The sequence below is a fragment of the Kribbella sp. NBC_00359 genome, from assembly GCF_036097425.1.
Taxonomy (GTDB): Bacteria; Actinomycetota; Actinomycetes; order Propionibacteriales; family Kribbellaceae; genus Kribbella.
On sequence record NZ_CP107975.1, the window covers coordinates 6,456,472 to 6,476,215 of the forward strand.

Annotated in this window: 20 protein-coding genes; 13 read left to right on the plus strand and 7 right to left on the minus strand. The window is 68.8% G+C overall.

All coding sequences use genetic code 11. The annotated features are described in order from the left end of the window. Positions 1-13 precede the first annotated feature (13 nt). Positions 14-595 carry a redoxin domain-containing protein gene (locus tag OG876_RS31490; protein ID WP_328520299.1) on the minus strand — a complete coding sequence of 194 codons (582 nt, stop codon included), beginning with the start codon at positions 593-595 and terminating at the stop codon, positions 14-16. A 10-nt stretch (positions 596-605) separates the two neighbouring features. Next, positions 606-1,325 (minus strand): SDR family oxidoreductase, encoded by a 720-nt coding sequence (locus OG876_RS31495; protein WP_328520300.1) that lies wholly within the window; start codon positions 1,323-1,325, stop codon positions 606-608. A gap of 131 nt (positions 1,326-1,456) precedes the next feature. Between OG876_RS31495 and OG876_RS31500 the strand changes: the two genes are divergently transcribed. Beyond that, entirely contained in the window at positions 1,457-2,425 is a 969-nt protein-coding gene (locus OG876_RS31500) for a redoxin domain-containing protein (protein WP_328520301.1), read from the plus strand. 5 nt (positions 2,426-2,430) lie between these two features. On the opposite strand, the gene OG876_RS31505 is transcribed toward OG876_RS31500, so the two are convergent. Continuing rightward, positions 2,431-3,282, minus strand: coding sequence for a universal stress protein (locus OG876_RS31505; RefSeq protein WP_328520302.1), 852 nt, complete (start codon positions 3,280-3,282; stop codon positions 2,431-2,433). Between the two features lie 93 nt (positions 3,283-3,375). Then, on the minus strand, positions 3,376-4,254 hold the full coding sequence (locus OG876_RS31510; RefSeq protein WP_328520303.1) for a LysR family transcriptional regulator: 879 nt from the start codon (positions 4,252-4,254) through the stop codon (positions 3,376-3,378). A gap of 116 nt (positions 4,255-4,370) precedes the next feature. Here OG876_RS31510 and OG876_RS31515 point away from each other — a divergent pair, with 116 nt between their 5' ends. The 8 genes from OG876_RS31515 to OG876_RS31550 all read left to right on the plus strand — a co-directional run bounded on the left by OG876_RS31515 (position 4,371) and on the right by OG876_RS31550 (position 13,828). Continuing rightward, entirely contained in the window at positions 4,371-5,120 is a 750-nt protein-coding gene (locus OG876_RS31515; protein ID WP_328520304.1) for an SDR family NAD(P)-dependent oxidoreductase, read from the plus strand. Positions 5,121-5,192: 72 nt separating this feature from the next. Continuing rightward, complete coding sequence (locus tag OG876_RS31520; protein ID WP_328520305.1) at positions 5,193-6,134, plus strand: alpha/beta hydrolase; 942 nt, start codon at positions 5,193-5,195, stop codon at positions 6,132-6,134. Between the two features lie 72 nt (positions 6,135-6,206). After that, entirely contained in the window at positions 6,207-6,974 is a 768-nt protein-coding gene (locus tag OG876_RS31525) for a class I SAM-dependent methyltransferase (RefSeq protein WP_328520306.1), read from the plus strand. 38 nt (positions 6,975-7,012) lie between these two features. Then, entirely contained in the window at positions 7,013-9,769 is a 2,757-nt protein-coding gene (locus OG876_RS31530) for a helix-turn-helix transcriptional regulator (RefSeq protein ID WP_328520307.1), read from the plus strand. 85 nt (positions 9,770-9,854) lie between these two features. Continuing rightward, positions 9,855-10,544: an alpha/beta fold hydrolase gene (locus OG876_RS31535; RefSeq protein WP_328520308.1), complete on the plus strand. Its 690-nt coding sequence runs from the start codon at positions 9,855-9,857 to the stop codon at positions 10,542-10,544. A gap of 148 nt (positions 10,545-10,692) precedes the next feature. Continuing rightward, positions 10,693-11,763, plus strand: coding sequence for a sugar ABC transporter substrate-binding protein (locus OG876_RS31540; protein ID WP_328520309.1), 1,071 nt, complete (start codon positions 10,693-10,695; stop codon positions 11,761-11,763). Beyond that, entirely contained in the window at positions 11,760-12,545 is a 786-nt protein-coding gene (locus OG876_RS31545; protein WP_328520310.1) for an ATP-binding cassette domain-containing protein, read from the plus strand. The genes OG876_RS31540 and OG876_RS31545 overlap by 4 nt, the downstream gene beginning before the upstream one ends. Next, positions 12,542-13,828: a sugar ABC transporter permease gene (locus tag OG876_RS31550; RefSeq protein WP_328520311.1), complete on the plus strand. Its 1,287-nt coding sequence runs from the start codon at positions 12,542-12,544 to the stop codon at positions 13,826-13,828. Before OG876_RS31545 ends, OG876_RS31550 begins: the two co-directional genes overlap by 4 nt. 10 nt (positions 13,829-13,838) lie before the next feature. Here OG876_RS31550 and OG876_RS31555 read toward each other — a convergent pair whose 3' ends face one another. From OG876_RS31555 to OG876_RS31565, 3 genes are all read right to left on the minus strand, one after another. Then, positions 13,839-15,254 carry a sensor histidine kinase gene (locus tag OG876_RS31555; RefSeq protein WP_328520312.1) on the minus strand — a complete coding sequence of 472 codons (1,416 nt, stop codon included), beginning with the start codon at positions 15,252-15,254 and terminating at the stop codon, positions 13,839-13,841. Next, the gene (locus tag OG876_RS31560; RefSeq protein WP_328520313.1) at positions 15,235-15,606 is read right to left on the minus strand and encodes a response regulator; all 372 of its coding nucleotides are present in this window, start codon (positions 15,604-15,606) and stop codon (positions 15,235-15,237) included. The genes OG876_RS31555 and OG876_RS31560 overlap by 20 nt, the downstream gene beginning before the upstream one ends. An 83-nt stretch (positions 15,607-15,689) precedes the next feature. Beyond that, positions 15,690-16,349, minus strand: coding sequence for a response regulator transcription factor (locus OG876_RS31565; RefSeq protein WP_328520314.1), 660 nt, complete (start codon positions 16,347-16,349; stop codon positions 15,690-15,692). Between the two features lie 102 nt (positions 16,350-16,451). On the opposite strand from OG876_RS31565, the gene OG876_RS31570 reads away from it, so the two are divergent. From OG876_RS31570 to dhaK, 4 genes are read left to right on the plus strand one after another with little or no spacing between them, the layout of a single operon-like run. Next, on the plus strand, positions 16,452-17,309 hold the full coding sequence (locus OG876_RS31570) for a class II fructose-bisphosphate aldolase (protein ID WP_328520315.1): 858 nt from the start codon (positions 16,452-16,454) through the stop codon (positions 17,307-17,309). Beyond that, complete coding sequence (locus OG876_RS31575) at positions 17,306-18,109, plus strand: HAD-IA family hydrolase (RefSeq protein ID WP_328520316.1); 804 nt, start codon at positions 17,306-17,308, stop codon at positions 18,107-18,109. The genes OG876_RS31570 and OG876_RS31575 overlap by 4 nt, the downstream gene beginning before the upstream one ends. Next, positions 18,106-18,750 (plus strand): dihydroxyacetone kinase subunit DhaL, encoded by a 645-nt coding sequence (gene dhaL / locus OG876_RS31580; RefSeq protein WP_328520317.1) that lies wholly within the window; start codon positions 18,106-18,108, stop codon positions 18,748-18,750. Before OG876_RS31575 ends, dhaL begins: the two co-directional genes overlap by 4 nt. After that, positions 18,747-19,742: a dihydroxyacetone kinase subunit DhaK gene (gene dhaK, locus OG876_RS31585; RefSeq protein ID WP_328520318.1), complete on the plus strand. Its 996-nt coding sequence runs from the start codon at positions 18,747-18,749 to the stop codon at positions 19,740-19,742. Before dhaL ends, dhaK begins: the two co-directional genes overlap by 4 nt. The last annotated feature ends 2 nt before the right edge of the window (positions 19,743-19,744 follow it).

The following is a 19,744-nucleotide window of genomic DNA, read 5'->3' on the forward strand; positions in this document are numbered from 1 at the left end:
AGGCCGGCTTCTCCTAGGAGTCGGCGGGCTTGGTCTCCCAGCCGTGGAACGCCGACAGATCGCCCGCGTTCCATGCCTCGCGGAGACCGGGCTTACTGAGGTCCCAGTCCGGGCGGATCTCGCGGCTCGCCTCGCGCAGGTCGCGCCAGAGGTCGTGCAGCGACGGCCGGCCCCAGAACCAGTAGCCGTTGTAGATGCTGTGCACGACGAGACCCGGCTTGAGCACGAGGGTGTGCGGGATCATCGGGTTGTTCTCCGGGTCGGTGTACTCCTGGATGTCCAGATCCTGCTGGACGATCCGGCCCGGATCGGAGAGGAACGGCCACTGCGCCCCGACCGCGGCCCGGAACTCCTGCAGCGTGTGGTGCTCGTCGGTGGCGATCGTGACCACCTGCGTGTAGGCGACCGCGATCTTGGGGTAGAACTCGGCGAGCTCGCGGTGCTGCTGGTGCTCCTTCGGGCAGTAGTGCCCGCGGGCGAGCGTCAGGATCATCGGATCGTCGCCCTGCAGCTCACTGAGCTTCCGCGGTACGTCGGTGTGGTCGGGCAGCTCGTAGTCCGGGAAGGTGCTGCCGGGGATGATGTCGGATCGCATCGGACGCCTTTCAGCGGAGGAGGCTTTGACCGCCGTCGATGTCGTACGTCGCCCCGGTCAGGGCGGTGTTCGTCATCAGGTGCACGGCGAGGGCGGCGACGTCGTCCGGCTGGACGACGCGACCGATGGGCAGTGTGGTCCGCAGCTCGGTACGGCGCTCGTCCAGCTGGTCACCGAGCAGCGACGCCGACAACGGGGTGTCGACGAAGCCCGCGGCGATCAGGTTGACGCGGACCGGCGCGACCTCGAGAGCCAGACTGGCGGCCAGGGCCGGCAGAGCCACCGTCATCGCCGAGGTGATCCCGATCCCGCGGTCCGGCCGGCGTCCACCGGTGCCGCCCATGAAGGTCAGGCTGCCGCCGGGACGAACGTTCGCGAACCGGGCCACGCCGACCATCAGCATCGGGTGTTCCTGCAGCGCGCGCCTGGCTTCGTCGAAGTCGATGTCCGCGAGGGCGGCGTAGTACGGGCCACCGGCGGTGGCCATCACATGGTCGATCGGGCCGCCCAGACCGGCGAAGAAGCTCTCCAGCTCGCGCGAGTCGTTGGCGTCGAAGGACACGACACCGGTTGCGTCCACATCGGCCGCCGCGGACTTCAACCGCTCTGGGTCGCGGCCGGTCAGGATGACGGCGGCTCCGGCGGCTCGAGCCTGTCGCGCGGTCTCCAGGCCGATGCCGGCGCTACCGCCGATCACCACGACCGTCTGGCCCTGCAGTTCGTCGCCCATCAGAGTGTGACCCCTCCGCGTTGTGATTGGTACGCACCTACAATCGCGCTTGCGGGCCCGCCTCGCACCAGTGAGAGTCCCTGGCCGCGTATCCGGAGCCGGGGATCGGGCTCCGAGGTCGAGGACACATCATGACATCACGATCGTTCGAGGGCCGGATGCCCGCACTGACGGGCGCTACCGGCTGGCTGAATTCGGCGCCGTTGACCACCGAGGGTCTGCGGGGGAGACCGGTGCTGGTCAGCTTCTGGACCTACACCTGCATCAACTGGCTGCGTCAGCTTCCGTACGTGCGGGCGTGGTCCGAGAAGTACGCCGAGCTGACGGTGATCGGGGTGCACACGCCGGAGTTCGGGTTCGAGCAGGACCCGGAGAACGTCGTACGAGCCGTTCAAGACCTGAACGTCGGCTATCCGGTCGCGGTCGACAGCGACTACGGGATCTGGCGCGCCTTCGACAACCACTACTGGCCGGCGCTGTACTTCGTCGACGCGGAGGGCGCGATCCGTCACCATCACTTCGGTGAGGGTGACTACGAGCGGTCGGAGGCCGTCATCCAGGAGTTGCTGACCGACGCGGGAGTGGAGGCCGGCTCCGGCCTCGTCGCCGTGTCCGCGGCCGGATTCGAGGCGCAGGCCGACTGGAACTCACTCGGGTCGCCGGAGAACTACACCGGCTCCGGGCGGTCCGAGTACTTCGCCTCACCCGGCGGACTGCGGTCGGGGCGTGACGCGTCGTACTCGGTCCCGTCGAAGCTGTCGTTGAACCAGTGGGCGCTGGCGGGTGAGTGGACCGTCGGCGAACAGGCCGCGCGCGTGAACTCGCCGCACGGCTATCTCGTCGACCGGTTCCGCGCGCGTGACCTCCACCTGGTGATGGGACCTGCGGCCCGCGGCGCCGAGGTCCGCTTCCAGGTCACGCTCGACGACCGGCCGCCGGGCGAGGATCACGGTCTCGATGTCGATGCTGACGGCCGTGGGACGCTGACGGAGCAGCGCCTGCATCAGCTGATCCGCCAGCGCGGACCCATCGACGAGCACACCTTCAAGATCACCTTCCTGGACGGCGGGGCCGAGGTGTTCGCTTTCACCTTCGGCTGAGACGCTCAGACGGTTCCCGGCCCGACCATGACGACTGGGCCACGGGCGAGTCGCAGGACGTCGTCCGACGTGGAGCCGCTGATCCGCCGGCGCCGGACCGGCCCGAGCACGGTCAGTGCGGCCGCCGCCGACTCGGCCAGCACGGCACCGTCGGCCGGCCCGCGCGCGATGCGCCACCGTACGTCGACCTCGGGGTAGGCCATCCGCCAGAGCCGCACCAGGTCTTCGAGGTCGCCGTTGGGAGGTGTGGCGTCGACGATCGTCACGCCGGTGCCGCGGCGCCGCGCGGCCCGGAAGGCGAACCCGAGTGCCTGCGGGCCGCCATCGCCGACGACCACTCGGCCCAGCGACGGCCCGACCGCGGCCTGGTCCGACAACCCGATCACCGCGAGGGAGGCCGTCGTACGGCGAGCCAGCCGCCGACTCAGCGTCCGATCGCGGCGGTCATGGCCGACTACGACGAGCGCTCGGGTGGTCTTCCGGGCCTCGCTGACCAGCGCAGCCTTGGCTCCGCCCGGATACACGAGGGCCGTGATGCGCACCGACGACGCGATCCGGCGGGCGCGTCGCCTGGCTGCGACGACGACCCCTTCAGCCGCTCCGCGAGCCTGCAGGTCCACGCTCAGATTGCCGAACGGATCGAAGACATGCGGCCAGCGAAACGCATGCACGATCCGCAGCTCGGACCCCCGCGCCGCAGCCTCGGCCGCGGCCCACTCGAGCGTGTCCGCATCACCGCGGACACTGTCGACCAGCACGATGACGGGCCCGTTGTCCGGCCCACCCCGAGACGAGTCCCGGCCGACGACTGCGCGCGACGTGTCCCTCGCCCCCTGCAACCCGCGAAACAACCTCATCCCACGCCTCCAAGACCGTCTGTGTCCTGGCCCTACCGTCTCGCCACCAAGCCACCGCTCACACCAGTGAGACCCCCTGGCCATCCCCTGGTGTCAGGCGATCAGTTCGGGCAGGCGCGACAGAAACAGCTGGAGAGTCGGCGAGGTGTTCGACCGGCTGTAGCCGATCGCGACCTCGATCGTCGGCGCCTCGCCGTCGAGTGGGCGGCTGACGACGGACGCCGGCAGGAGGTTCTCGGCGTACGCCGGCATCAGCGCCAGGCCGCGGGTCGAGGCGACCAGGGACATCACCATCGCCATGTTGTCGACGCCGTGATCCAGCGGGATGTCGAGCCCGACTCCGCGGAAGTACTCGTCGGTGACGGCGTGCAGCACGGTGGCCTTCTTCGAACCGCCGATGAAGATCTCGCCGACGAAATCCTCCGGGCGGACGGCGTCCCGCGCGGTGAGGCGGTGGTCGTTCGGCATCAGCACTCTGAGTGGCTCCCGGTCCACCACGACGTACTCGAGGTCGTAGCCCGGCTCGACGCGCAGGAAGGCCAGGTCCAGCCGGCCGCGGGCCAACGCGCCGGCGAGATCGGGGGAGTAGTCGCTGACGACCGTGACCTCGACGTTCGCGAGTTCGTCCCGCAGCACCCTCATTGCCGGCGGCAACCAATTCATCTCGTGCCCGGTCTGGAAGCCGATGGCGAAGGTCTTCCGTACCGGCTGCGCGGCCTTCCGGGCGGCTTCGACTGCGGCGTCGACGTGCATGAGCGCCTGGCGGGCATGATCGATGAAGCCTTCGCCCGCGGGCGTCAGCGCGGCCCCGTGAACGCTGCGCGAGAGCAACTCGACCCCGACCTCCTTCTCCAGGTCGCGGATCTGCCGGCTGAGCGACGGCTGGGACGTGTGCAGCCGTCGCTGGGCCGCCTCGGTCAGACTGCCCGCTTCGGCGACCGCGACGAGATACCGCAGGTGCCGCAACTCCATGGCGCTCCCATGCTTGCGAGGTATGCCCCCACGGTACAAAGTCTTTTTCAATTGAACCAGATGAGCCTACGTTGATGAGGTCTTTCCATACCTCATACGTCATAGGAGCTGAAGATATGTCCGAGAAGCAGGTCGTTCTGATCACCGGAGCTCTCACCGGCATCGGGCGTGCCAGTGCCGTCGCGTTCGCGAAGCAGGGCGCGAACGTGGTCGTCGCCGGCCGCCGCGACGAGGCCGGCAAGATGCTCGCCGAGGAACTCCGGTCGCTCGGCGCGGAAGCCGAGTTCGTCAATGCCGATGTCCGGAAGGAGGACGACGTCCGCGCCCTGGTCGACCGGACGGTCGAACTGTTCGGCCATCTCGACGTCGCCGTGAACAGCGCCGGCACCGAAGGCCGGCCCAGCCCGATCACGGACCAGACCGCGGACACCTACGCCCAGACCTTCGACACGAATGTTCTCGGCGTGGTCCTGAGCGTGAAGCACGAGGTCCGGGTGATGCAGGGGCAAGGCTCCGGAAGCATCATCAACATCTCCTCGACCTACGGGCACGAGGGTGCGGCCGGTGCCTCCATCTACGTCGGGAGCAAGCACGCTGTCGAAGGCATCACCAAGTCGGTGGCACTGGAGGTCGCCGGCGCCGGGATCCGCGTGAACGGCGTGGCGCCCGGACCCACCGACACCGGCATGCTGACTCGCTTCACCGGCACGCCGGAGAACAAGGCGGCCTTGGTGACAGAGGTCCCACTTCAGCGCCTCGGCCGCCCGGAGGAGGTCGCAGACGCGATCCTCTACATCGCCTCGAGCCAGGCGTCCTACGTCACCGGCCACATCCTCAACGTCGACGGCGGGCACTCCGCCCACTGACCGATCGTCGAGTTACCTTGTTTCCATCGCGGAGACGGTTCGGGGCGGCCAGCTCGTCGGAAGGATGCTGACGTGAATCTCACCATGCAGCTCGTCAAGACCCTGGCGGCGCTGAGTGGGCAGCCGATCCGGATGTCGAACGTGGCCGCCCCCGACAACGATCCGGACAGCATCGTCATCGCGCCGGATCCCCGCGCCAGGATCAGCCCCAGCCGCAACAGCCGCTCCTACAAGGGCATCGCGTACGCCGACCACTCGCCCAAGCTGCGCATGGACATCCTGACTCCGCAACGACCGGGTCCACACCCGCTGGTGCTCTATCTGCCCGGTGGGGGATTCGTGTCCGCGCGCCGGATGATGGCGGCCAAACAGCGCCGGTACGTCGCGGACGCCGGGTTCGTGGTCGCCAGCATCGACTACCGCACCGCCAGCGTCGGGGCCACGTACCGTGACGGGCTCACTGACGTGGCCACCGCGCTGCAGTTCCTGCGCGGCCACGCCAGTGAGTACGGCGTCGACCCGGACCGGGTCGCGGTCTGGGGTGAATCGGCCGGCGGCTACATGGCGTCCATGGCCGCGACCGAACCGGACAACAAGATCAACGCCGCGGTCGACTTCTTCGGCGCGTCGAACCTCGCCGAAGTCGCCGCCGGATTCGACCCGGCGACCGTGGCCGCTTATACGGGTCCCAAGTCCGCGATTCCGGCGTACATCCTAGGCCCCGGTCGAGCGGCGGCCGATCATCCCGAAGAGATGCGAGAAGCCGATCCGGCCAACCGTGTCACCGCGCAGACCCCGCCCTTCCTGATCCTGCACGGCGATGACGACCGCATCATCGCGCCCGCCCAGACTGCTCGCCTGCACCAGGCACTGCGAGCAGCCGGCGTGGACAGCACCCGCTACATCCTCAAGGGCGGCGGACACGGCGAACTGTCGGACAACCCACAGCTGTGGTGCAGCGCCGAGATCATGCATCGCGTCGTCGAATTCCTACGAGCCCAAACAGACCGCTGAGCGGGCGCGCCCACTCACCCAACTCGTGGAAAATGACAGGCGGTGGGGCGTGGTAGGTGCCAGGATCGCGGGATGGTTGTGCGTGGGTTGAGCTTCGGGGTGGTGGCGGAGGCGTATGAGCGGTTCCGGCCTGGGTATCCGGTGGAACTCCTCGATCTGGTGATGGCGTACGCCGGTGGGCCGATCCGGACCGCCCTCGAGATCGGGGCCGGGACAGGCAAGGCAACGCGCCTGTTCGCGCAGGCAGGGATCGTGGTCACGGCGACCGACCCTGACGCGGCCATGCTCGCGGAGCTGCGCAAACACCTGCCGGCAGACGTCACAACCGTGCAAGCCGCATTCGAGGACCTGCCGACGGATTCGTCGTACGAGCTGGTGTATTCGGCTGCCGCGCTGCATTGGACCGACCCTGAAGGCCGGTGGGACCGCATGGCCGCACTCGTCCGACCGGGTGGCGTGTTCGCCTCGTTCGGTGTGCCGATGCAGCTGGCCGACCCGGTCCTCAAGGAGGCCGTGCGCGCGGCACGTGCGCCGTACCTGGAGACCGACGGCGTCCCGTCGCCCGACGGCACGCCCGCGGATCGCCCGATGCAATGGCCCGGCACGGAGCTCCAGCAGTCCGAGTGGTTCACCGATGTCCGGCAGTCGGTGATCGAACGGCGCCTGACGATGAGCGCCCACGACTACATCGGACAACTCTCGACGATCTCGGCGTACGTGATGCTCCCGCCCGCCGACCGGGACCAGGTCTCCGCCGAATCCTCCAGGTCCTCCCCGAAACCGTGGAAATCGACGCCGAGATCACCGCCCACCTCGCCCGCCGCCACCTGTAGGCGCTGAAGAGTTCGGTCGACTGGCCGAGAGTAAAGTTCGGTGCTGTGACTCGTGGGGGAGCCGCTGAGAAATTGTTCGGCCGGGACGCCGAGCTCGAGCAGCTGGACGCGTTCGTCGCAATGGCAGCAGTCGGTGGCGGGGGTCTGCTGCTCACCGGCGAAGCCGGCGTCGGCAAGTCCGTGCTGCTCGATGCCACGGCCGTACGGGCGACGGCGCAAGGAGCGCGCGTGTTGCGGGCCGCCGGGGTCGAGTTCGAAGCGGACATGAGTTTCGCGGGACTCCATCAGGTGGTCCATCCGCTCGTCGACGTACTCCCGCGGCTGAGCGACAGATACCGCCGCGCGTTGGAGACAGCGGTCGGGCTGAACGAAGAGACGCCGCCGGATCAATTGACGGTTTCGAGCGCCATGCTCGCCCTGCTGACAGCAGCGGCCGGGGACAGGCCCCTGGTGGTGATCGTCGACGACATGCCGTGGCTGGATCGCGTCAGCGCCGTCGTCCTGGGCTTCGTCGCCCGTCGGCTCGCGGGCAGCCGGGTCGGGTTCCTGGCCGCGTTCCGCTCCGACGAGGTCAGCTTCTTCGATCGCGGCGGTTTACCGGAGCTCGAGGTGCAGCCACTTGCGAGCGACGCTGCGGCCGCGCTGGTCGACGACCGCTTTCCCACGTTGTCACCACGGGTCCGGCAGCGACTGCTCGAGGACGCGCAAGGCAATCCGCTGGCCCTGCTCGAGCTGCCGATCTCCCTCAGTGGACACCGGCCAGGCGGGCCGCCGGCGTCACCCCCGCCACTCAGCAGGCGCTTGCAGTCCCTGTTCGCATCGCGGATCAGCAACTTGCCGGACGAGACGCGTGGCCCACTCCTGCTGGCTGCCCTCGAGGGTGCCGGTGATCTACGCATCGTGCGCGACGCCGCGGCCGCGCAGTGGGGGAGGCCGGCGCTGGACGCGGCCGAACGGGCCCGGCTGATCCAGGTCGACAGCGGAGCCGGACGACTGATGTTCCGGCATCCACTGACCCGCGCCGCCGTGGTCGAACTGTCGACCAGTGAGCAACGCAGCCAGGCCCACCGAGCCTTGGCCGAGCAGTACGCCGACGACTCCGAGCGGCATGCCTGGCATCTGGCCGAAGCCACCACCGGCCCGGACGAGGACGTCGCGATCCTGCTCGAACAGGCCGCTGCCAGGGTGCAACGGCGCGGTGACCCGGTCGGTGCCATGGTCCTGTTGCTCCGCGCCGCCGACCTCAGTCCCCGGCCGGATGACCGCAGACGGCGATCGGTGATGGCCGCTTACATCGGCGTCGACGTCACCGGCGATCTCCGCAACATGCAGGACGTTCTCGAGCCAGGCGTACTGCGCGAGCCGCCCTCACTCGCCGTCGCCTTGGCAGGCGCGGCGTACCTGCTCAACGCCCACGGCGCCATCGACACCGCCCACCAGTTGATCCTGACCGCGATCGAGACCTCGCCGGATCCCACCGACGCAACGGACGAGATCCTCTTCGAGGCGCTGTGGGTCCTGCAGGCCCTTGTCTCGTTCGGTTCGCGGTCTGAACTCGTCGAGTCGTTCCACACGGTGATGGCACGACTGCGGCCGAGACCTCCCGAGCTCATCGATCTGCTGGGGAGCACGTACATCGAGCCCGCGCGGCTGGCGTTGCCGGTGCTCGACCGGCTCGACGCCATGGTCGCCGGGCTGACTGAGCAGTCCGACCCGGGGCACATCATCCGCGTCGGCGTCGCGGCCCTGTACGTCGATCGGCTGCCGGCCTGCCGAGCCGCTCTGTGGCGGGCGGTCGAGCATGGCCGAGCCGGTGGCGCGATCACGGCCGGGATCGAGGCGCTGCTGCTGTTGGGATGCGACGGCCTGCTCGCGGGAGAGTGGGACGAAGTCACCCGGCTGGCGGACGAGGCCATTGCCCTGTGCGAGAAGCACAACTACGAACTGCTGTCGTATCTGCTGCGATTCCAGCATGCGCTGATCGCCGCCGCCCGCGGCGACGAGTCCACGATGACTGCTCTCACGGATCAGATGATCCAGTGGGCCGGACCGCGCCGGAGCGGGTTCGTTCTCAACTACGCGTACCACGCCAAGGCCCTGGCTGCGCTCGGCCACGCTGACTACGAGACCGCCTTCGATCAGGTGACCGCGATATCTTCGGCGGGCACGCTCGTACCCCATGCGGCGCATGCGCTGTGGGTCATCCTGGACCTGGTCGAAGCCGCCGGTCGCACGGGGCGGCACGCGGAGGCGGCCGCACACGTTGCCGCGGCACAGGCCGCCGGCATCGACCGCATCTCGCCACGGCTCGCCCTCGTGGTGACCGGAGCGGCTGCGCTAGTGGCCAGTCAGCCAGAGGACGGCAAGTTGTTCGAAGCAGCGCTAGCCGTTCCCGGCGCAGACCGGTGGCCCTTCGAGTTGGCGCGCGTACACCTTGCCTACGGAGAACGCCTGCGGCGGGCGAAGAGCGCCACCCTGGCACGGAGCCAGCTCGCCGCCGCGCGGGACATCTTCGATCGCCTGGGCGCTGAACCATGGGCGAAGCGGGCCCGCACCGAACTGCGGGCCACCGGTCTGCCGTCGACTCACGAGGATGCCGTGCGAAAGATCGACGTACTCACGCCACAGCAGCGCGAGATCGCTTTGCTCGCCGCGGCCGGACTCACCAACAAGCAGATCGGCGACCGGCTCTTCCTGTCGCCGCGGACGGTCGGAACTCATCTCTACCAGCTGTTCCCGAAGCTCGGCGTCACGTCGCGTGCCGCGCTCCGCGACGCTCTGGCCGAGCATCCACCCGAATGAACCAGTCAGATGACGTAAGCGATCGAGGACCTCGCCGACCTACCTTCGAGGCACCGAAATCCGGTGACCGAAGGAGAAAATGATCATGACAAATACGCCCGTACGCAACGTCGTCCTCGTGCATGGAGGCTTCGTCGACGGCTCGGGTTGGCAGGGCGTGTACGACCTGCTCGTCCGGGACGGGTACCGCGTCAGCATCGTGCAGAACCCGACCCTCTCGCTGGAGGATGACGTGGCCGTCACCACCCGGGTCCTCGACCAACTGGACGGTCCGGCCGTTCTGGTCGGGCACTCCTACGGCGGGGCGGTCATCACCGAGGCCGGCACGCACGAGAACGTGGTGGCCCTCGGCTACATCGCCGCGTTCGCCCCGGACAAGGGGGAGTCGGTCAACACGCTGATCGCCGACCCGCCGCCGGGTGCCCCGGTGCCGCCGATCCTGCCGCCGCAGGACGGCTTCCTGTTCCTCGACCGGGAGAAGTTCGCCCACTCCTTCGCGGCCGACGTACCGAGCGAGCTCGCCGCGTTCATGGCCGACGCGCAGGTGCCGTGGGGAGTCGATGCCTTGGGTGGCACGGTGACCGAGCCCGCGTGGCGGGTCAAGCCGAGCTGGTACCTGGTCGCCACCGAGGACCGGATGATCCCGCCGCCGGCGCAGCGAGCCATGTCCGAGCGGGCCGGCTCGACGGTCGTCGAGGTCCCCGGCAGTCACGCGATCTACGTGTCACAGCCGCAGGCAGTGGCCGAGCTGATCAAGCTGGCCGCGGGCAGCTAGCACGGCCTTGCAGTTCTCCGGTACGGCGGGACGCCAGCTAGCAGGTGGGACAGATGGGCGCCTGCCGGGATGATCTGCGCGGTGGGTCGGTCGAGTGTTGTGGAGTATGAGGGCATCTTCTTTGCACGTACTCCGAACGGCCGTGGCGATGACGGGGGTCGTCGCTGCGGCGGCCGGACTGACCGCCTGTGGCAACAACAAGAGCGCGTCGTCGTCGAGCAGCGCCCCGCCCGCGAACACGAAGGTGGGCGTGCTGCTCCCCGACACGGCGACCTCGCCGCGCTGGGTGTCGGCCGATCCGACCGAACTGCGTAAGCAGTGCGCCGACAACAAGCTCACCTGTTACATCGACAACGCCAACGGCAGCCCGACGACTCAGCAGTCGCAGGCGCAGGCGCTGATCAACCAGGGCGTCGGTGTCTTGCTGGTCGTGAACCTGGATTCGGGTTCCGGCAAGGCGATCGAGGCGCTGGCCAAGCAGCACAACGTCGTCACGATCGACTACGACCGGCTGACCGCGGGCGGCACCGCGTCGTACTACGTGTCGTACGACAACGTGAAGGTCGGTGAGGACCAGGGTGCCGCGCTGACCCAGGCGCCCGAGGTGAAGGGCAAGTCTTCGGTCAACTACGTCGAGATCGACGGCGCGCCGACCGACAACAACGCCGCGTTGTTTGCCCAGGGCTACAACTCCGTACTGTCGAAGCAGCCTGGCTGGCACAAGCTCGCCGACCAGACCGGCAACTGGGATGCCGCGACCGCGCAGACCGTGTTCACCACGATGCTCGGCCAGCACCCGACGATCAACGCGGTGATGGTTGCCAACGACACCATGGCGCAATCGGTCATCAACGTGCTCAAGGCCCAGGGCCTGGCGGGCAAGGTGGCGGTGTCCGGGCAGGACGCCACCGCTGGTGGACTCGACAACGTCATGGCCGGCACACAGGCCTTCACGATCTACAAGCCGGTCGCCGGTGAGGCGGACGTGGCGATCAAGCTCGCCGGCCAGATCCTGGCGGGTCAGAAGCCGACCGCACCGTCGACGATCAAGGACCCGACGAGTGGCCGCGAGGTCCCGTCGTACCTGGCCGACCCGACCGTCATCACCAAGGCGAACGTCGCCCTGCCAGTGACGGACGGCTATGTGGGCGCGGCAGCGGTCTGCCCCACCCCGGCGCTGGTGGCGCTGTGCACGGCCAACGGCATCAAGATGCCATGACGTCGCAGCCAACGTTGGAGTTGCGGGGCGTGGACAAGTCCTTCGGCCCGGTGCATGTGTTGTCGTCGGTGAACTTCACGGCCACGGCCGGTGAGGTGACCGCCCTGGTCGGCGACAACGGGGCGGGCAAGACGACCCTGGTCAAGTGCATCGGCGGCATCTACAAGGTCGACGCGGGGGAGTTGATCTTCGACGGCACGCCCCGCACGGTCGGCGGTCCCCGCGACGCCGCGGCGCTCGGGGTCGAGATCGTGTACCAGGACCTGGCGCTGTGCGACAACCTCGACATCGTCGACAACATGTTCCTCGGCCGCGAGCGGATCAGCAGGTTCCGCACGCTCGACGAGAACACGATGGAGAAGCTGGCCCGGCAGGCGCTGGACTCGCTGTCGGTCCGGACGGTCCGCTCGATCCGGCAGCGCGTCGCCAGCCTGTCCGGCGGCCAGCGCCAGACCGTGGCGATCGCCAAGTCGGTGCTGTGGCAGTCGAGGGTGGTCATCCTGGACGAGCCGACGGCTGCGCTCGGGGTCGCCCAGACCGAGCAGGTGCTCGACCTGGTCCGCCGGCTGGCCGAGCAGGGTGTCGCGGTGATCTTGGTGTCGCACAACATGAACGACGTGATGCGGGTCGCCGACTCCATCGGCGTACTGTTCCTGGGCCGGATGGCGGCCCAGGTCCGGCGCGCGGACGTGACCCAGACGCAGGTGGTCGAGCTGATCACCGCGGGCCGCTCCGGTGCGATGGGACTGTCGCCCGAAGAGTCGTCGGAGGCGACGGTATGAGCGCCGCAACCGACGATCTGGTCAGGCAGGACCAGCCCGAACCGGACCAGCCGAGCGAGGGTCTGGCCGCACTGGGCGCCTACATCCGCGACTACTTCGCGCGGGTGCGCGGCGGCGAACTGGGCTCCATCCCGGCGGTGGTCGGCCTGATCGTCATCACCGTGGTGTTCTCGCTGGTGCACCAAGGCTTCCTGAGCGCCTACAACCTCGAGGCGCTGGTGATCCAGGCGGCGCCGATCATCGTGATGGCGATGGGGCTGGTCTTCGTCCTGCTGCTCGGCGAGATCGATCTGTCCGCCGGTACGACGGGCGGGCTGTGCTCGGCCATCACGGCGGTGCTGATTCTGCGGCACGGAGTCTCGTGGTGGCTCGCGCTGCTCGTCGGCCTGCTCGTCGGCGTCGGGATCGGGTTCGGCATGGGCTGGCTGCGTGCGCGGGTCGGCATCCCGTCGTTCGTCATCACGCTGGCGACGTTCCTGGCGTTCCAGGGCATCACCTTGATCCTCATCGGAGGCCAGGGGTCGGTGATCCTGCCGGACAACTCACCCCTGATCAAGCTGGAGAACAGCTTCGTGCCGCTGTGGCTCGGCTGGGTCCTGCTCGCAGTGGTCGTCATCGGGTACGCCGCGATGAAGATCAGCGCGGCCAACGGACGCCGGCGGGCCGGGCTGTCGCGGCCGCCGTTCACCGTGATCGCGGCGAAGGTCGTCGTACTGGCGGTGCTCGGGGCGGCGTTCACCTACGAGATGGGCGTCAACCGCAACCTGACCACCAACGCGTTCTTCAGCAACAAGGCTCAGGGCATGCCGTGGGTCGTGGTGTTGCTGGTGATCCTGTTCACGGTCTGGCATTTCGTCCTCAGCCGCACCCGCTACGGCCGGCACGTGTACGCCGTCGGCGGCAACGACGAGGCGTCACGGCGCGCGGGCATCGTGGTGTCCCGGATCCGGATCTCGGTGTTCGTGATCTGCTCGGGCATGGCCGCCATCTCCGGCTTCGTCGCGGCCTCGCTGCTGCAGTCGGTCCAGTCCAACGCCGGTGCGGGCAACACCTTGTTGCTGGCCGTCGGTGCGGCGGTCATCGGCGGCACTTCGCTGTTCGGCGGGCACGGCCGCATCATCGACGCAGTGCTCGGTGGCCTGGTCGTTGCCGTCATCATCAACGGCATGAGCGACCTGATCCAGGGCGCCAACTCCGCCGGCTGGGAGTGGATCGTCACCGGCGCCGTACTCCTGCTCGCCGCCGGCTTCGACGCGGTGGTACGCCGGGGGCGGACGACGTGAGCGATCGCCCTCACAACTCGTCGTGCGGCTCGATCGGAAGGTCGACCAGCACGGTGGTTCCCACGCCGACCGGGCTGGTCACCGAGATCGTGCCGGCCAGTGCCTCGACACGATCCGCCAGCCCGGTCAGGCCGGACCCGCGATCGGGCGCCGCGCCGCCACAGCCGTCGTCGCGAACCGACAGCCGCAGACGATCGTCGGTGACCCGGGCGTCGATCCACACCGCCGACGCGCCCGCGTGCTTGGCCGTGTTGGCCAGCGTTTCGGACACGACGTAGTAGGCGCAGACCTCGACCGGCGCGGCCAGTCGGCCCGGTACGTCGATGGTCACCTCCGACGGGACCGGACAACGCCGGGCGAGCGACTTGAGGGCCGGGCCGAGACCGCCCTCGGTCAGGATCGCGGGGTGGATCCCTCGGGACAGCTCACGCAGCTCGTCGAGCGCGATGGTCAGTTCGTCGGCGGCGTTGCGGAGTTGGCGACGAACCTCCGGTGGCGCCGCCGCCTCGCCCGCCCGAAGCTGCAGTGCCAGCGACACCAGCCGCTGCTGGATGCCATCGTGCAGATCGCGTTCGATGCGCTGCCGGGCCCGGTCCGCGGCCGCGACAAGCCGGACCCGCGAACCAGCCAGCTCCCGCCGTCCTTGCTCGACCGCAGTAGCCATGCTGTTGAAGCTCCGCTGCAGTACGCCGATCTCGCCCACGCCATCGTCGGGCACGCGAGCGCCCAGATCGCCTGCTGCGAGGTGCCCGGCCATGGCGGCGGTACGGCGCACGGGGCGAAGGATTCTCGAGTTCAGGTACCAGGTGAACAGCCCTACCAGCACGACCGAACCGGTCAGCCCCGCGGCAGCGGCGACGATCGCGCGATGGGCCACGGCGTCGGCCGTCTCCTGCCGAGCGGTGGCGAGTTGGTCCTCGGCCGCGATGAGCTGATCGAACTGGACCCGCATCGCGTCGGTCCGCTGCTTGCCCTCCTGAGTTGCCGCCAGCACGTCGACAGAGCTCCGGTTCTGTTGGGCGGCGGCGATCAGCGGCTCGGAGTAATCCTTCAGATAGGAGGTCCCGGCCTCGGCGAGACGCACAGCCCGGGCATGCTGCTCGGCATTGCCGGCGACGAGGCTCTCCAAGCCGGCCGCCTGCTGCGGGAACGCCGCCCGGGCGGCGATCCACGGCTGCAGGAACTGATCCGACCCGGTCAGCAGGAACCCGCGCTGGCCGGTCTCCAGGTCGACGACCAGCCGCTCCAGCCGGTTCGCCGCCACCAGGACGTCCTCGGAGTCCTGGGCCCGATGCTCCATCTCCTGCAGTTCCGCGACGGAGGAGAACAGGACGGCGAACGTGGCGCCGATGATCACCGCGAGCAGGCCGCTCGCGATCATCGTGCGCAGGGTCAGCCCAGGTCTTTCACGGTTCACCGACACCATCGAGGGTCCCTCGGATGGCGGCACCGGACAAGGCGGTCTTCGGCAGGAACCCGATCGCCGGGCTGGCGGCGATCAGATCGGCGTAGTCCTCTTCGGAATGCATGGAGATCAGGATGATCGGAGCGGGCGCCCCGTCGGCCTGGTCCGCCAGGCGCTTGGCCAGCTTCAGCCCGCTCTCGCCGCCGAGGTCGATATCGACCAGCGTCACGTCGGGCCGCAGCTCGGCCGCCAGTCTCAGCGCCTGCGCTCCGGTCGACGCCGTGGCGATCACCGAGATGCCGTCGGGTTCCAATAGCGTCCGCGCGACCGCGAGGAAGCGGTCGCTGTCGTCGACGATCAGGCAGCGAAGCATGTGCTCAGACTCTCAAAGTGACCGGCCGAACGCATTCCCGCTAGCTGGTGACTTGCGCGATAGGGGCCGACAGCAAGGAACTGCTACCGGCCGTCGAGGTAGGTGAGGACCGCGAGGACGCGCCGATGGTCGTCCTCCGCCTCCGGGAGCTCGAGCTTGGTGAGGATGCTGCGGACGTGCTTCTCCACGGTGCCCTCGGTGACCCAGAGCTGCCGGCTGATCCCGGCGTTCGAGCGACCCTCGGCGACCAGCGCCAGGACTTCCCGCTCGCGCTCGGTGAGCGCGGCCAGGGGGTCGTGCCGGTGGCTGGCGTCCACCAGTTCCTTCACCAGACCCGGGTCGACCACCGAACCGCCCCTGGCGACCCGCCGCAGGGTCTCGATGAACTCGTCCACGTCCGTGACCCGGCTCTTGAGCAGGTAGCCGACTCCGTGCCCGCTGGCGAGGATCTGCATCGCGTGCTCCACCTCGACATGGGCGGACAGCAGCAGGACGGCGGTCTCCGGGCGCTCCCGCCGGATCGCCTGCGCCGCCTCCAGCCCCTCGATCGAGTGGCCCGGTGGCATCCGGATGTCGACGACGACGAGATCCGGGAGATCCCGCCGGACCAGCGCGAGCAGCCCGGCGGCGTTGCCGGCCTGGCCGACGACCTCGAAGCCCGACCGCTCGAGCAGGCTCGCCAGCCCTTCGCGGAGCAGTACGTCGTCATCCGCGATCGCTACCCGCGTCGAGCCGTCAGCCACCTCACCGAGCGTAGCTCGCCCGAACGACGGTGCAGCATTCTTGCAGCGTTCGGCGAGGCAGGCTGACTCCAAGCGGTGTTCGGGCCGCGGAGAGGGGAGATCATGCCTGTCGCACGGCTGAAGGAACTGGTCGACGAGGCACTGGCCAAGGGGTATGCGGTCCCGGCGATCAATGTGGTGGACGAGCTCAGCCTGCGGGCGGTCGTCGACGCCGCGGTCGAGCTGCGGTCACCGCTGATCGTCCAGACCTCCGTGAAGACCGTGAAGTCGGTCGGCCGCGACGTACTCAAGGCGATGTTCGACGCGACCGTCGCACCGGTTCCGGTGCCGGTCAGTCTCCATCTCGACCACTGTCCCGACCGCGCGGTCATCAGTTCCTGCCTCGAGGCGGGCTGGAACTCGGTCCTGTTCGACGCCTCGGCGCTCCCGGTCGAGGAGAACCAGCGCCAGACGGTCGAGGTCGTCGCCGAGGCCAAGGGGTACGGCGCGAACGTGGAGGGCGAGATCGAGGGCATCACCGGGGTCGAGGACGGCGTGGGGTCCGACGCGGAGTCGCAGCGTCAGTCCCTGGAGGTCGCCACCCGGTTCATCGAGACGACCGGGGTCGACGTGTTCGCACCGGCGATCGGCAACGCCCACGGCATCTACCACTCCACACCTGACCTCGACAACCAGCGCATCACCGACCTGGTCACCGCGACCGGCATCCCGATGGCGCTGCACGGCGGTTCGGGACTGACCCGTGAGCAGTTCCAGGACCTGATCGGCCGGGGCTGCGCGAAGGTCAACATCTCCACCGCGCTCAAGGTCGCCTACATGAAGTCGTCGCTCGAGCATCTCGAGCAGGCGCGCGCCACGGACAAGTGGGATCCGCCGTCGTTGTTCAACCACATCCACGCGGCCGTCAAAGCCATGGCTGCCGAGTACATCGAGATCTTCGGTAGCGGCGGTCACGCATGACGGCACTCATCTTCGACTGCGACGGTGTGCTGGGTGACACCGAACGGGACGGGCACCTGCCGGCGTTCAACGCGACCTTCGAGCAGTTCGGCCTGCCGGTGCGCTGGTCCGTCGAGGACTACGGCCGCCTGCTCCGGATCGGTGGTGGCAAGGAACGCCTGGCCACCGTGCTGGACGATCCGGAGGTCTGGCGGGCGGCCGGATCCCCGGCAACGGCAGCGGATCGTGCCGAGGTCGTGGCGACCTGGCACAAGGCCAAGACGAAGATCTTCACCGACCTGGTCGCCGCCGGCGTCATCCCCCCGCGTCCCGGCGTACGACGGGTCATCACCGACGCACTGCGAGAGGGATGGACGGTGGCGGTGGCGTCGACGTCGGCGGAGCCGTCGGTCCGGGCCGTCCTGGCCGGGGCGGTCGGCGACGAGGTCGCGGCCACGATCCCGGTCTTCGCGGGCGACGTCGTACCGCGGAAGAAGCCCGACCCGGCCGTCTACCAGCTGACCGTCGACCAGCTCGCGCTGGATCCCGCCGGGACGGTCGTCATCGAGGACTCGCGCAACGGCCTGCTCGCTGCCCTCGGCGCCGGACTGGCGACGGTGGTGACCGTCAGCGGCTACACCCGGGACGAGGACTTCACCGAAGCGGCCCTGGTCCTGACCAGCCTGGGCGATCCGGACGGCGAGCGGCTCGAGGTACTCGCGGACCCCTGGGGAGTCCGGCCGGTCGACGCACTCGGCCTCTCCGAGCTCTCCCGCCTGGCCGGCCGGCCACCGCACGACACCCAAGGAGGTCAGACATGACGGACAGCTGGGGCGAGGTCGACCTCGTCATGACCACGATCATCACCACCTGCCTGGACAACGAGAAGTACTTCGGCGACCTGGACTCGGTGGTCGGCGATGGCGACTTCGGCTACTCACTGGCCCGTGGCTTCGAGAAGGTGCAGGCGCAGTACGGCGAACTCGACCGGACCGACATCGGCACGTTCCTGAAGAAGGTCGGGATGCTGGTGACGTCGCGGATCGGTGGCACCTCGGGACCGATCTGGGGGACCGCGTTCCTGCGCGCGGGGATGACGGCCGGCGCGACCACCTCCCTGGACGGGGCGGACGTGGTGGCGATGCTGCGCGCTGCCGCGACCGGCATCATGGCGCGCGGCGGTGCCGAGCTCGGGGACAAGACCCTGCTCGACGCACTGGTCCCGATGACGGATTCCATCGAGGAGTCACTCGCGGCCGGGGCCGGCAGTGACGAGATCGTGGACCGGGCCGCGGTCGTGACCCGGTCAGCCGCCGACGCGACCGCGGAGCTGGTCGCGAAGCGTGGCCGAGCCGCCTACACAGGCGAGCGGAGCCGTGGATCGGTCGACGCCGGGGCCACCGCCGTCGCCGTGATCATCGAGCAGATCGCAGAGGTCTGGAAGACAAGGGAGTCCCGATGAAGAAGTTCGTCAACGATCCGAAGAACTACGTGCCCGAGATGCTGCGCGGTATCGCGCTGGCCAACCCGGACACGCTGAAGTACGTGCCGGAGTACAACCTGATCATGCGGACCGACGCACCCCGCAACGACAAGGTCTCGATCGTGCAGGGCTCGGGGTCCGGACACGAACCGGCCCACGTGATGACGGTCGGCAAGGGCATGCTCGACGCCGCGTGTCCTGGTGACGTGTTCGCGGCGCCGCCGATGGACTACGTGTACGAGACCACCAAGCTGCTCGCGTCCGAGATGGGCGTGCTCCTGCTGGTCAACAACTACACCGGTGACCGGATGGCGTTCGACATGTCGCAGGAGCTGAGTCAGGCCGACGGGCTGAACGTCCGTACGTTGATCATCGACGACGACGTCGCGGTCAAGGACTCGACCTACACCGTCGGGCGGCGTGGCGTGGCCGGCAACTTCTTCGTGATGAAGGCGGTCGGGGCGGCGTCCGAGCAGGGTGCGGACCTCGACGAGCTCCTCCGGATCGGGGCGAAGGTCAACTCGGTCACCCGGACGATGGGCATGGCGCTCACTGCCTGTACGCCGCCGGCGAAGGGCTCACCGCTCTTCGAGCTCGGTCCTGACGAGATGGAGATGGGCGTCGGCATCCACGGCGAGCCGGGCCGCAGCCGGGAGAAGCTCGCGTCGGCCGACGAGATCATCGACCAGATGCTCGAGGCCGTCCGGTCCGACCTGCCGTACGAGTCCGGTGACGACGTCGCGCTGATGATCAACGGGCTCGGCGGAACGCCGATCAGCGAGCTCTACCTGCTCTACGGCCGCGCGCACCAGGTGCTCACCGACCGAGGGATCAACGTACGGCGCAACTATGTCGGGGAGTACTGCACATCCCTCGACATGGCCGGCGCCTCGGTCACCCTGGTCAAGCTCGACGACGAGATCGACCGCCTGCTCGCGGCCCCGGCGGAGATCGCCATCCGGGTCTTCTGAGC